Source organism: Bacillus seohaeanensis (assembly GCF_042684945.1).
GTDB classification, from domain to species: Bacteria; Bacillota; Bacilli; order Bacillales; family Bacillaceae_B; genus Rossellomorea; species Rossellomorea seohaeanensis.
The window spans coordinates 1-13,616 of the sequence record NZ_JBHUMF010000014.1 but is presented as its reverse complement, the minus strand read 5'-3'; the positions used below and the strand labels follow the sequence as shown (position 1 = coordinate 13,616).

At 39.1% G+C, this 13,616-nt stretch carries 10 protein-coding genes and 1 other annotated feature; all 10 genes read right to left on the bottom strand.

Annotation, left to right across the window (positions count from 1 at the left end):
* Positions 1 to 8 precede the first annotated feature (8 nt).
* Complete coding sequence (leuB, locus tag ACFSUL_RS05740) at positions 9 to 1,121, bottom strand: 3-isopropylmalate dehydrogenase (RefSeq protein WP_377933537.1); 1,113 nt, start codon at positions 1,119 to 1,121, stop codon at positions 9 to 11.
* A gap of 103 nt (positions 1,122 to 1,224) precedes the next feature.
* The gene (locus tag ACFSUL_RS05735) at positions 1,225 to 2,772 is read right to left on the bottom strand and encodes a 2-isopropylmalate synthase (protein ID WP_377933535.1); all 1,548 of its coding nucleotides are present in this window, start codon (positions 2,770 to 2,772) and stop codon (positions 1,225 to 1,227) included.
* Positions 2,759 to 3,784 (bottom strand): ketol-acid reductoisomerase, encoded by a 1,026-nt coding sequence (gene ilvC, locus ACFSUL_RS05730; RefSeq protein WP_377933533.1) that lies wholly within the window; start codon positions 3,782 to 3,784, stop codon positions 2,759 to 2,761. The genes ACFSUL_RS05735 and ilvC overlap by 14 nt, the downstream gene beginning before the upstream one ends.
* A gap of 20 nt (positions 3,785 to 3,804) precedes the next feature.
* A complete protein-coding gene (gene ilvN, locus ACFSUL_RS05725; RefSeq protein WP_071413299.1) occupies positions 3,805 to 4,329 on the bottom strand; it encodes an acetolactate synthase small subunit in 525 nt (174 codons plus the stop codon).
* Positions 4,326 to 6,047, bottom strand: a complete 1,722-nt coding sequence (gene ilvB, locus ACFSUL_RS05720) for an acetolactate synthase large subunit (RefSeq protein ID WP_377933530.1) — start codon at positions 6,045 to 6,047, stop codon at positions 4,326 to 4,328. Before ilvB ends, ilvN begins: the two co-directional genes overlap by 4 nt.
* A gap of 211 nt (positions 6,048 to 6,258) precedes the next feature.
* Positions 6,259 to 6,512, bottom strand: a binding site (T-box leader).
* A gap of 4 nt (positions 6,513 to 6,516) precedes the next feature.
* Positions 6,517 to 8,184 carry a dihydroxy-acid dehydratase gene (gene ilvD / locus ACFSUL_RS05715; protein ID WP_377933528.1) on the bottom strand — a complete coding sequence of 556 codons (1,668 nt, stop codon included), beginning with the start codon at positions 8,182 to 8,184 and terminating at the stop codon, positions 6,517 to 6,519.
* Between the two features lie 15 nt (positions 8,185 to 8,199).
* The gene (gene ilvE, locus ACFSUL_RS05710; RefSeq protein WP_377933526.1) at positions 8,200 to 9,102 is read right to left on the bottom strand and encodes a branched-chain-amino-acid transaminase; all 903 of its coding nucleotides are present in this window, start codon (positions 9,100 to 9,102) and stop codon (positions 8,200 to 8,202) included.
* A 954-nt stretch (positions 9,103 to 10,056) separates the two neighbouring features.
* Complete coding sequence (locus ACFSUL_RS05705) at positions 10,057 to 10,851, bottom strand: ABC transporter ATP-binding protein (protein ID WP_377933524.1); 795 nt, start codon at positions 10,849 to 10,851, stop codon at positions 10,057 to 10,059.
* Positions 10,835 to 11,857 carry an ABC transporter permease gene (locus tag ACFSUL_RS05700; RefSeq protein ID WP_377933522.1) on the bottom strand — a complete coding sequence of 341 codons (1,023 nt, stop codon included), beginning with the start codon at positions 11,855 to 11,857 and terminating at the stop codon, positions 10,835 to 10,837. Before ACFSUL_RS05700 ends, ACFSUL_RS05705 begins: the two co-directional genes overlap by 17 nt.
* 16 nt (positions 11,858 to 11,873) lie before the next feature.
* Positions 11,874 to 12,893 (bottom strand): ABC transporter substrate-binding protein, encoded by a 1,020-nt coding sequence (locus tag ACFSUL_RS05695; RefSeq protein WP_377933520.1) that lies wholly within the window; start codon positions 12,891 to 12,893, stop codon positions 11,874 to 11,876.
* Between the last annotated feature and the right edge of the window lie 723 nt (positions 12,894 to 13,616).

Below are 13,616 nucleotides of genomic sequence, written 5' to 3'. Positions count from 1 at the left end.
CTTCTCTATTACAAGTAAGCCGCTAAAATAGATGATAATGCATGATCTGCTTCCAATCTTTCTACTACAAGTTTATTCATGCTATCAGTGCCAACAACTGTTCCTCTACCCACTGCCCAAAGATCACCTGTTCTGTATCCAGCATTTAGCACTTCTTGCACAGCCATTTCAATCATTTCAGCTTCTTCATGCAAGTGGAAAGAATGACGCAGCATAAGTGCAACAGATAAAATCATCGCAAGCGGGTTTGCTTTTCCTTTTCCAGCAATATCCGGTGCTGACCCATGTACAGGCTCGTATAAGCCAAATGAATCTGATCGAAGGCTTGCAGAAGGAAGCATCCCTAGAGATCCTGTGATCATGCTCGCTTCGTCACTTAAAATATCGCCAAACATATTTTCCGTTACCATTACATCAAACTGTTTCGGCTGGTACATTAATTTCATTGCCGCAACATCAACAAGCATATGCTCCACTTCCACTTCAGGATATTTAGGAGCCATCTCATCCACTACTTCTCTCCAAAGACGACTTGATTCAAGCACATTTGCTTTATCAACAGATGTAAGCTTATTTTTTCTCTTTCCAGCAAGCTCGAAGCCCTTCTTCACAATTCGTTCAATTTCAGACTTCTTGTACGTTAATGTATCAACAGCAGTAGTACCATTTGTTTCTTCCCGTCCTGATGGTTTACCAAAATAAAGGCCACCTGTAAGTTCGCGTACAATTACCATATCAACGTCTTTTACAATCTCTTTCTTTAAAGGGGAAGCTCCTAGCAAACTTTCAAAAGCCTTTACAGGTCGAATATTTGCAAATAGGTCAAGCTCTTTCCTAATTGCCAATAATCCCTTTTCAGGTCGTAAATGACGGGGAACACGGTCCCATTTGGGTCCTCCCACAGCTCCTAAAAGAACAGCATCACTTTCCTTGCATAACTTTAACGTCTCATCAGGTAAAGGCATTCCTGTAGTATCCAGTGCATCTCCACCGATGTGGGCCTTTTCAATTTCAAAGCTGTGACCAAACCAATCTCCGACAGCCTTTAAAACATCCAATGCACCTTCCATAATTTCCTGTCCAATCCCATCTCCCGGTAGTACGGCCACTTTCTTCTTCATTGAAAATCCCTCCATTTTCCTGTTTTAACTGTTGGTTAGCAAAAGATAATTAGTTAGATTACCATTAGTGGAACATCTAAATCTCCACTAATGGTAATCTCCCTTAAAGACTTGCTTCTGCCTTTTGTTTTTCTAACTTATCGGCTGATAAACGATTCACTGCGTTTAAATAAGCTCTAGCAGAGGCTTCTAAAACATCCTGTGCTGTCCCTCTTCCATTGGAAACATTTCCGTTATAATCAATGCGGACATACACTTCTGCCAATGCGTCGCGTCCGCCTCCTACAGAGTGAATTTTATAATCTAATAGCTTTGATTGACTTGGAAGCATTTTTTCAATCGTGTTATAGATTGCCTCTACACTTCCTGATCCTGTTGAAGCAATATGAGTTACTTCCCCATCCTCCATCGTGACGCTAATAGTCGCTGTTGGAATATTGTTCATGCCATACTGTACTTGTAGACTTTGGAGTTTATAAGCTTCATCGACAGCCTTTATTTCTGTTTGCTTATTCGTCAAAATACTGAAGATGTCTTCATCAACAACTTCCTTCTTCTTATCCGCTAAATCTTTAAAGGTTTGGAAAGCTTCCTTCAATTTTTGATCCGAAAGCTCAAACCCAAGTTCAATTGCTTTATTATTAAAAGCATGACGTCCTGAATGCTTCCCTAATACTAATCGATTTGTTGAGACACCTATTAATTCAGGCGTAATAATTTCATAGGTAGTTTTTTCCTTTAACACACCATCTTGATGAATACCAGATTCGTGGGCAAAGGCATTCTCCCCCACCACCGCTTTATTTGCAGGAACTTTCATCCCTGTCAGTTTACTTACTAGATTGCTTGTTTTCTTGGTTTCATCAAGCTTCAATCTTGTTTTTGCTTTATAAAAATCCTCTCTTATATGAAGAGCTACAGCGATTTCTTCTAGCGCTGCATTTCCAGCTCTTTCCCCAATACCATTAATTGTCCCCTCGACTTGATCTGCGCCATTTTCAATAGCTGCTAGTGAGTTGGCTGTTGCCATTCCCAAGTCATCATGACAGTGAGCAGATAGTTTAATATTTTCTACACCGTATACATTCTCTTTTACATAACGGAAAAGCTCTCCGTATTCCTGTGGTGTACTATATCCAACTGTATCAGGAAGATTAATAACATCTGCACCCGCTTTAATCACTTCATTCATAATTTTTACTAGAAAAGCTTTATCTGTGCGACTTGCATCTTCTGCGGACCATTGAACTACAGGGAAAAACTTCTTAGCGTACTTCACTGTTTCTACTGCCTTTTCAATGACTTCATCTGGAGTCATCTTCAATTTATAGGTCATATGAATAGGTGACGTTGCAAGAAAAACATGAAGCCTTGGTTCGGCTGTTCCTTTTAAAGATCCCCATACAGCGTCAATATCCTTTAGGTTCGCTCGAGCCAATCCTGTCACCGAACTATTTTTGACTGTCTCTCCGATTTTCTTAACCGCTTCGAAGTCACCTTTAGAAGCAGCAGGGAACCCAGCTTCAATAATATTTGCCCCTAGTCTTTCCAGTTGTTTAGCCAGCTCCACCTTTTCAATCGTATTCAAATTTACACCAGCTGACTGCTCACCATCCCTCAACGTTGTGTCAAAAATGTCAATGTTTCGCACTGCCAACCACTTCCTTTTTCTCTTGTCGTTGAACAAATGGCATCATATTACGTAGTTCTTTTCCAACCACTTCAATCGGATGTTGTTTTTCAAGATTGTTGATAGAATTGAATTCTGGACGATTTGCCTGATTTTCTAAAATCCAACCTTTAGCAAACTTTCCTGATTGGATATCTTCTAGAACTTCCTTCATACGTTGTTTCGTTTCCGCATTTACGACTCTTGGACCTGATACAAAGTCACCCCATTGTGCGGTATCGGAAATCGAAAAACGCATGCCTTCTAATCCTTTTTCGTACATCAAATCAACAATAAGTTTCAGTTCATGAAGACACTCGAAGTATGCTACTTCCTCCTGATAACCTGCTTCTACTAATGTTTCAAAGCCTGCTTTCACTAAGGAAGTTAACCCTCCGCATAATACTGCTTGCTCTCCGAATAAATCAGTTTCTGTTTCTTCTTGGAAACTTGTTTCAAGAATACCCGCTCTACCAGCACCGATTCCTTTTGCATAAGCAAGCGCAACTTCCTTTGCATTACCACTAACGTCTTGATGAACTCCGAATAACGCAGGTACACCAGCACCATCTTCAAATGTTCTTCGTACGAGATGACCAGGTCCCTTTGGTGCTACAAGGAATACATCAACATCTTCGGGTGGTACTACTTGATGGAAATGGATATTAAAACCGTGTGCAAATGCTAATGATTTCCCTTGTTTTAGTGCAGGCTTAATTTCTTGTTCATATACTTTTGGCTGATGTTCATCTGGAAGGAGTACCATTACAACATCTGCCTGTTCACATGCTTCTCTTACAGAAAATACTGGGAATCCGTCACTTTCTGCTTGATCCCATGACTTCCCTTTTCTTAAACCAACTACCACATCGTAACCGCTATCCTTTAAATTTTGTGCATGTGCATGACCTTGAGATCCGTATCCTACTACTGCCACTTTTTTTCCTTGAAGTACTGACTCTTGAACATCACCGTTATAATAAACTTTTACCATTTCCATTCATCTCCCTTAAATTAATTTACTATTGAATATTGTCTCAAGTCTGTTACTGACTTGCTGTTACCTCTTGCAAATGCAGTGATTCCTGTGCGAGCAATTTCTTTAATACCATAAGGTCTTAATAATTCAATTATTGCTTCTACCTTTTCCACATCACCTGTCACTTGTACCGTGACACTGTCCCGAGAAACGTCTATAATGGAAGCTCGGAACGGCTCAGCAATTCCATTAATTTCAGCTCTTGTTTGCCCATTGCTTAATACTTTGATTAACGCTAATTCTCTTGCCACTACACCTTGGTCCGTAATATCGGAAACCTTTAAAACATCAATTTGTTTGTGCAACTGCTTCAATAGCTGCTCTATTTTTCCATCATCCTCGACATTAACAAGGAATGTCATCCTTGAAATGCCTTCTATTTCTGTGTAGCCTACTGAAATACTTTCAATATTAAACTGCCTTTTCGTAAACAATCCTGTTACCCTGTTCAATACGCCGCTACGATTATGCACGAGTGCTGTTACAATTCTCTTTTTCATGGTTTCACCCCAATCATTTCATGAAGTCCTTTTCCAGGAGCCACCATTGGATAAACATTTTCTGAAGGATTGACTAAACACTCAACGAGTACTGGTTCATCACTCAATAAAGCCTCTTGGAGATAGGTATCTACTTCCTCTTGCGTTTTTAGCCTAATCCCTTTAATCCCATACGATTCTGCCAATTTCATAAAATCTGGCTGTAAGGACAAGAGTGATTGTGAGTACCTTTTTTCATAAAAGGTCTCTTGCCATTGTCGTACCATTCCTAATGATCCGTTGTTGATTACAACTACCTTCACCGGTAGATTAAGTTCTCTTAACAGAATCAGTTCTTGGAATGTCATTTGGAATCCGCCATCACCAACCAATGCAACTACTGTACTATTCGGTTCTGCCAACTGGGCACCGATTGCTGCAGGAAACCCAAATCCCATTGTGCCTAGCCCGCCGGATGTAACCCAGTGATGAGGTTCTTTAAAAGAATAATATTGAGCTGCCCACATCTGATGTTGACCAACATCTGTTGTAACAATTGCATTCCCTTCCGTTACCTCGTATATTTGTTCAATTAATCGTTGTGGTGATAGGTATTCAGCAGAATTTCCATACCAGTACGGATAATCTTTTTTATATGTTTCCAATCTACTAAGCCAATTCTCGACTTGTGGAGGAATAGACGGGTTATCTAATATTTTTAGTAATGCATTTTTCGCATCTGCTACAATCGGAATATGTGTTTTTACATTTTTTCCAATCTCAGCTGGATCGATATCAATATGGGCAACTTTTGCATTTGGAGCAAAGGTTGCCAAATTTCCTGTCAGACGGTCATCAAATCTTGCCCCGATATTAATTAATAAATCACATTCATAAAGCGCCGTGTTAGCTGCGTATATCCCATGCATTCCTGCCATCCCTAAGAACAATGGATGATATGCAGGAAACCCTCCAAGTCCTAAAAGCGTATGAACAACCGGTACTTGATAACTTTCAGCAAAAGCTAATAACTCTTCACTTGCATTGCCGTGCAAGATACCTGCCCCTGCCAAGATAACTGGTTTTTCCGCTTCACTTAGACTGTCTAGCAATTTTTTTACTTGAAGTGGATTAGGTTGGAGATTCGGTTGATAGCCTGGCAAATGAACTTCCTCATCTTGATATGATAATGCACTATCTACCGTTACATCCTTTGGAATATCCACTAAAACAGGACCAGGTCTCCCAGTTGCAGCGATGTGAAATGCTTCCTTCACAATCTTTGGCAATTCGCTAAGATTACGAATCTGATAATTGTGTTTTGTAATCGGCATTGTAATCCCCATTACATCCGCTTCCTGAAAAGCGTCCGTTCCAATTACTTTTGTTGAAACCTGGCCAGTAAAAACAACAAGCGGCAAGGAATCCATCATCGCATCAGCAATTCCAGTTACAAGATTTGTCGCCCCCGGTCCGGAAGTTGCAATAACAACTCCAGGTTTTCCCGAAACCCTTGCATATCCTTCAGCTGCATGAATCGCACCTTGTTCGTGTCTTGCCAGCACGTGTTTGATAGGCGCTTTGTAAAGAGCATCATAAATAGGCAAAACCGCTCCTCCCGGGTATCCAAACAGAACTTCGACATTTTGTTCCTTTAAAGCGTGAATAAGCAAGTCAGCTCCATTCGCTTTGGACGTCTTTGGCAATGAAATAGGTTCTGCCTCTAACTTTGCTCTCATAAAATCTCCTCCCTAGTTTTAATTATTGGACTGCCTTCCTAGACTTTGTTAAAAATCTCTGGCAAGAGGATAGTGGCTAGACTGAAATTGTTCAGACATTGAAAATATTGATGTTTCCTTATCCCTCTTAAAGCCTTGTTCTAACACATGAACATGAAGATCAGTCATATAAAAAAGCCTATCCACCCACTACGACAGATTTTCGTCTTCTCGCAGGGGTGAAAAGGCTCTATCCCTTTCCACGGTACCACCCTAGTTTGTAATGAACTCTCGTTACATTACCTCATGAACAGTTATGCATTGTTCTTTTTAATAACGAGTGCAAGGAAGCACCCGACCGTTCCTACTAATCTTTCAGAACGATACTCAGAGGGGATGTCGGTATTGGGTGTATTACTGGTTCGCAGCACCACCAGCTCTCTGGGAATACGGAAGCCAATCCTTTAACCTCTTCAACGCTTTAAAACTATTAAATTTTCATAATGCCACCAGTACTTGCCGATGTAACAAGTTTAGAGTAACGTGCTAGATACCCTTTTTTAATTTTTGGTGGTGGTTGTTTCCATCCTTCTTTCCTTTGTGCTAACTCTTCTTCTGATAACATCAGTGAGATTGTTCTACTAGTTAGATTTATTACAATCGGATCTCCATTTTCAACGAAAGCAATCGGTCCACCTTCAGCTGCTTCTGGTGATATATGTCCAATTGATATTCCCCTAGATGCACCGGAAAACCTTCCATCTGTTATAAGAGCAACTTCCTTCTCTAAACCTCTTCCTGCAATAGCTGCTGTTGGAGCAAGCATTTCCGGCATCCCCGGTCCACCTTTTGGCCCTTCGTAGCGGATAACGACTACATGACCTTTTTGGACTGTGCCGTTCTCGATGCCTGCCAATGCATCATCTTGAGATTCAAAAACAATCGCCTCTCCCATAAACGTGGAGATGGAAGGATCGACAGCTCCTACCTTAATGACTCCTCCATCTGGAGCGATGTTTCCAAATAAAACGGATAACCCTCCAACTGGACTATATGCATTTTCTTTTCTGCGAATGACCTCATCATTAACAATTTCAGCATCTTTTACATTCTCGTAAAGGGACTTTCCAGTTATGGTAATCCTATCCCCATGGACAGCGCCTTCCATTTCACATAGTTCCTTAATAATCGCACTAACTCCACCTGCATTATGAACATCTTGCATCGTATAATCGGATGCCGGACTAATCTTAGATAAATAAGGAACCCTTTTTGCTACTTCATTAATTCGGTTAATGTCATAATCAATTTCTGCTTCATTTGCGATAGCCAGTGTATGGAGTACTGTATTGGTAGAGCCCCCCATTGCCATATCCAGTGCGAAAGCATCATCGATTGTCTCTTCCGTTATAATGTCTCGTGGTTTTATATCCTTTTTAATCATGTCTACAAGATATTTAGCTGCATCTTTTATTAATTGATGACGCTCCTCAGATGTTGCAACAATTGTTCCATTTCCTGGTGGCGCCATCCCGAGCATTTCCATAAGAGAATTCATCGAGTTAGCTGTGAACATCCCAGAACAGGAACCGCACGTTGGACAAGCATTTGCCTCAATATCAAGTAATTCCTCCTGTGACATTCTTCCAGATTGGTGTGCACCTACTCCTTCAAAAACTGATACAAGGGAGAGTGGTTTTCCAGTGCTGGATGTTCCGCCTTCCATCGGACCACCTGATACGAAAACAGAGGGAACATTAGTCCTTGCTGCTGCCATCAACATACCCGGAGTAATTTTATCGCAATTCGGGATGAAAAATACTCCGTCAAACCAGTGTGCATTAATAACTGTTTCTGCCGAATCAGCTATAAGTTCCCTGCTTGGTAGGGAATATCTCATTCCTATGTGTCCCATTGCAATTCCATCATCGACTCCAATTGTATTGAACTCGAATGGAACGCCTCCTGCTTCTCTAATTGCTTCTTTTACTACATCTGCAAAGGCTCTTAAGTGAACGTGCCCTGGGATGATATCAATATAAGAATTACAGACCCCGATAAAAGGTTTATGCAGATCTTCTGTTTTCACTCCAGTTGCATATAGCAAGCTACGATGCGGAGCACGATCAATTCCTTTTTTTATCATGTCACTGCGCACATTATCTCCTCCAACTTAACCAACTTGAACGTTACTATGTGAATAAACTTTAACGCCATCTTCTGTTACTGTTTTTCTGAACTCATGAAGTAACTTATTTGTATAGGGTCCAGGTTTTCCATCTCCAATAGTTCTTCCATCTACTTTGACAACAGCGATAACTTCTGCAGCTGTGCCTGATAAAAATACTTCATCTGCTGTATATACATCATGTCGGGTAAAAACTTCTTCTCTAATGGAAAGAGAAAGTTTTTTAGCAATATCTATAATTGCATTCCGAGTGATTCCTTCAAGAGCACCGACATATCCAGGCGGTGTCAATATTTCATCATTTTTTACGATAAAAATATTGTCAGCCGATCCTTCTGCGACATACCCTTGATCATTCAACATTAAAGCTTCACTCACACCTGCAAGATTAGCCTCAATTTTCACTAAAATATTATTTAGATAATTGAGTGACTTGACCTTAGGAGAAAGTACATCAGAACGATTTCTTCTAGTCGCTACTGATACAATTTCAATTCCCGTGTTGTATAAACTTTTAGGGAATAGTGCAAGTTCTTCTGCTATAATAATGATTTGTGGATTGTTACATGTATTAGGATCTAATCCAAGATTTCCAATTCCTCTTGAAACAACCACTCGAATATATGCATTCTGAAGATTATTTTTTCTAAGTGTTTCAACTACAAGATCACTCATCTCTTCTTTTGTTACCGAGATATTTAACATGACAGACTTTGCTGAATCATAAAGGCGATCAACATGTTCTTTAAGTCGAAAGACATTTCCGTCGTACATTCTAATTCCTTCAAACACTCCGTCTCCATAAAGAAAACCGTGGTCATAAACCGATACAACTGCTTCTTCTTTTCTGACGAATCGTCCGTTTAAATAGATCCATTGCTCGCTCATGTCAATCATTCCTTTCTGTTTGTAATTTGAATTTTGTGAATTTAATTGAGGACAATATTACTCCCGTTTTGGTGGAAGGTCAACAGTATTTCTATAAATTTTTTGACTATTTTGATTTAACTGACTTTTAGTAAACGCTTACATCTATGTCCTATATGGAATCTTTGTCTTTTTAAAAAAAATAAAAATTTTTTGAAGTTGGCAGGTGAGAGACTCGAGGGTGTATTGCTTTTTTAAACCAATAATTTTCACTTATTATTTTTATTTATTTCGAAGAATGTATGAGGGGAGGTATTTCATCCAACTAATTATTATATAAATATAATAATTAGTTGACATATCTAATAAAAATATTGTCTAGATAGCTCATTCAACATTAATTATTACTTGTACTTTATTCAGTTTAATAGAGAGATTATTAGATTTCTTCTACTTTGTTAGAAACCTTCACAATTTTTTTACTTTTAATTTATTCCAAATATATTTTTCTGATTAGCTGTTTTCATCAAGTTTGTCGTTTATAGGAAGTGGACCGTTCCTTTCTGCAGCAGGCACTAGCCCCCTCGCTATTCCGTCTGCGGGATCTCAACTCTTTTCCTCTGTGCCCTACAGGAGTCAAGTACCTCCCGCTCCAATCCACTCTGTGTTTTCAATTGTTGTTAAAAGTAAAAATCTTTTTTGATAATTTCTTACCATATGCGGGAATTATCTACTTATGTAAAGGACCAAACACTATAAAAGCCCCTTGCTACTTACGTTTTATAGTTATATCTTTTTTCTTTACTCCTAATTTATCTAATCTAAACTCTCCAATATTCACTTTCACCTCTTTTATGTACACTAATAAGAAACGTACTTTTAACAAAATAGCAATGTATAATTCTTCATTTACATTTACCTAATCTACTATGCTTTAAAGAAAAAAGTAACGAGGCATTATGCCTCGTTACTTTTTTAGGATAGTAATGCACGGTCACTTGCCATCTTACTCCCACGTATTCGCTGGAATTCTTGAAGCAGACCTTCCACCGTTAGGTTTTTCTTTTCTTCTTCACTGACCTCCAAAATAATTTGTCCTTTATCCATCATAATTAGACGGTTACCAAGATCAATAGCTTGCTGCATATTATGTGTCACCATCATTGTTGTCAGTTGATAGTTGCCAACTATTTCTTTGGTCAAGTTTGTAATAAGCTCCGCCCTAGAAGGATCCAGTGCGGCAGTGTGTTCATCTAAAAGAAGGATAGATGGTTCCGTGAATGTTGCCATCAATAACGACAATGCCTGTCTTTCTCCTCCTGATAAGAGCCCTACCCGAGCATTTAGCCGATTTTCCAGTCCTAAATGTAATGTTTCTAATACCTCTTTGAAGTATTTTCTTCTAGCTTTTGTAACACCGCTTCTTAATGTTCGTGGGCGATTTCTCGAATAGGCCATGGCCAAGTTTTCCTCAATTGTCATCGAAGGAGCCGTTCCTGCCATTGGATCTTGAAATACCCTACCAATCAGCCTTGAACGTTTATATTCAGAAACTCTAGACACATCGTGATCATCGATATGAACAGAACCAAGATCAGGAAGTAAGACACCTGAAATAATATTCATCAACGTTGATTTACCAGCTCCGTTACTACCGATAACCGTAACAAAGTCACCAGACCTTAACGAAAGTTCAATATCATCTAAAGCAACCTTTTCATCTGGTGTACCTTCGTTGAACACTTTATTTATTCTATTTAAGTGTAGCATTACTTCCACCCTTTCCATCTGAAGGTACAGCAGCATTTTTTATTCGTTCGGCTCGCTTAAGTGCCTTTCTCTTTTTCTCTTTATAGCGATCAATCACTTTCGGCAATACTAGCGCCAGTATAACAATTGTTGCAGTAATTAATTTCATATCACCTGTTTTTAAAAACTCTACCCGGAGCGCCAGTGTTACAACTAAACGATAGATAATTGCTCCTCCAATTACTGCAAGTGTTGTACGGGCAATCGTTTTCGTACCAAATAGTGCCTCACCAATTATTACCGAAGCAAGTCCGATAATAATCATACCGATTCCCATTCCAACATCAGCAAAACCACTGTACTGAGCAATAAGCGCCCCCGATAATGCTACTAAACCATTGGAAATACCAAGACCTAAAATAATCAGTAAGTTTGTGTTTGCTGACAAACTACGAATCATTCGCTGGTTATCTCCCGTCGCACGTAAGGCAAGTCCAACTTCTGTTTTCAAAAAAAGGTCCGTAATAATTTTTATTGCAAATGTCACGATAATCATGAAAAATAAAATACCCCATGTACCTGGAATAGGTTCTCCCAACCCGACAGCAAGCCAAAGATTGTTTAAAAATGAATCAATACCAAGTGTTTCCCAGAAGCTTTCTACACTTGTAAAAGTAGTCTCCTGGCTTAATAGAGGAACATTGGACCTTCCCATTATTCGTAAATTAATAGAGTAAAGAGCAATCATCATGAGAATACCTGATAATAATGCATTTATTTTTCCAAATGTATGAATAATACCTGTTAAACACCCAGCTACAAATCCAATTATAATCGCTGCTAACGTTGCAATTACCGGGTTGAAGCCGTTCACTATCATGGTGGCAGCAACAGCAGCTCCTGTAACAAAGCTGCCATCGACTGTCAAATCGGGAAAATCTAATATCCTAAAGGACAAGTAGACTCCGAGTGCCATAATAGCGTAGATGATTCCAGATTCAAAGGAAGCAAATATTGCAGTTGGCACGAATCATCATCCTTTCCTATTCTCCTTCGTAAAACTCTCCCAACTCGGACCATTCGTCTTTCACTTCTAAACCTTGTTCTTCCGCTGCTTTTTTGTTAATCATTAGCTTAAAACTTTTTGGATACTCAACATTGATTTCAGAAGGCTCCTTTTCTCCTTTTAAAATCTCCACTGCCATTAGTCCTGTTTCATAACCTAACTCTTCATAACTGAAACCACTCGCTGCCACAGCACCACGCTTCATTGAGTCAAGTTCGCCAACAAATAGTGGAATATCCTTATCATTAGCAACACCGATTACAGATTCCAATGCAGAAACAACTGTATTATCCGTAGGTACATAAATCGCATCCACTCGACCGACAAGCGATTCTGCAGCTTGTTTTACCTCAGCGGAAGTAGACACCGACGCTTCTACTACTTCTGCTCCATTATCTTTAACCATTTTCCCAACTTCCTTCGCTTGGACAACCGAATTTTGCTCTCCAGAATTATAGATAAGGCCTACCTTTTTAGCACCGGCTTCATTTGTCATAAAATTAATTGTTTTGGATAATGCCTCTGGATGAGTATCGGTTGTCCCTGTAATGTTTTCACCAGGCTTATCAAATGCTTCTACAAGCTCTGCACCAACAGGATCCGTCACAGATGTAAAAACAATTGGAATTTCTTTTGTCGCATTTAAGACGTGTTGGGCACTTGGAGTAGAATTTGCAAAAATAAGGTCTACTCCATCACTAACCAATTTATTTGCGATTGTCTGCGAATTACTTTGGTCATTTTGTGCATTTTGGACATCATATGTAACGTTTTCCCCTTCTTCAAAACCATTTTCTTCTAACGCTTTTTTAAACCCAGTAAATGCCGCATCTAAAGAAGTATGCTCAACAATTTGCGTTACGCCAATCGTATACTGCTTTTTATCTGGATCAGCATCTACACTATCGCCTGATCCTTGTTCATTTCCACATCCTGCTAAAACTAACATTCCCGCTAACATCGATACAGCTCCAAACATCTTTACCTTTTTCTTCACCTAAATCCCCCTCTTGTCTATATTTTTATTTATGATTATTAGTCTAATAGACTAATGAACCCAACCTTTTACGGAAAAAATAGTGCTTGTCGTAATTGATTTTAAATAATATTCTAAATTATTTAAAAATTAATATAAGTATAAAGGTTTTATTCCGACTTTTCTAGAAGGAATTTAAAAGTAAATCCAAAGAATTCCCACAAAGGATAATTTTAATTGATTTAAGGGGTCTTTTCTAATAGTTACAGTATTCTACCAAGGTGCCAAATACTTCGAACTCTAGTTCGTTCAAGAAAATTTCTCTTCTTGTATAAGATAGACTCTTGAATTAGAATTTCTACAAAAATACAAAGAGCCATTTCAAGATGAATTCATCTTGAAATGGCTCTTTGTATTTTTAGGAAGTTACACTGTACAAATCTTTCGGTATAATAATTATCTATTGAACTACCCCCACTTAGCTAACGCTTGAAGTGGGGGATTCCTGCGAACACTAGTGTATCCACCAGTTTTTTAGCAGGCTAACCCCGCAGCTCCTGCGGTTATTACTCACTATCTTGTACGTTGAATTCTCCACTTTCCTTGAGGAAGGGGTATTCTGTCGGAAGATGATAAAGAAACAAATCCCTATAGCTTCCACTATGTATTCCTTTTTTGAATAACAAAAAAACAGCTCCATTAAGGGCTGTTTTTCTCATTTTGCCTGGCAACGTCCTACTCTCG

Excerpts from the sequence above, each read along its gene's own strand:
- ilvC (WP_377933533.1), bottom strand. The coding sequence starts at position 3,784 with ATGGTAAAAGTTTATTATAACGGTGATGTTCAAGAGTCAGTACTTCAA.
- leuB (WP_377933537.1), bottom strand. The coding sequence starts at position 1,121 with ATGAAGAAGAAAGTGGCCGTACTACCGGGAGATGGGATTGGACAGGAA.
- ilvB (WP_377933530.1), bottom strand. The coding sequence starts at position 6,047 with ATGAGAGCAAAGTTAGAGGCAGAACCTATTTCATTGCCAAAGACGTCC.
- ACFSUL_RS05705 (WP_377933524.1), bottom strand. The coding sequence starts at position 10,851 with ATGCTACACTTAAATAGAATAAATAAAGTGTTCAACGAAGGTACACCA.
- ilvN (WP_071413299.1), bottom strand. The coding sequence starts at position 4,329 with ATGAAAAAGAGAATTGTAACAGCACTCGTGCATAATCGTAGCGGCGTA.
- ilvE (WP_377933526.1), bottom strand. The coding sequence starts at position 9,102 with ATGAGCGAGCAATGGATCTATTTAAACGGACGATTCGTCAGAAAAGAA.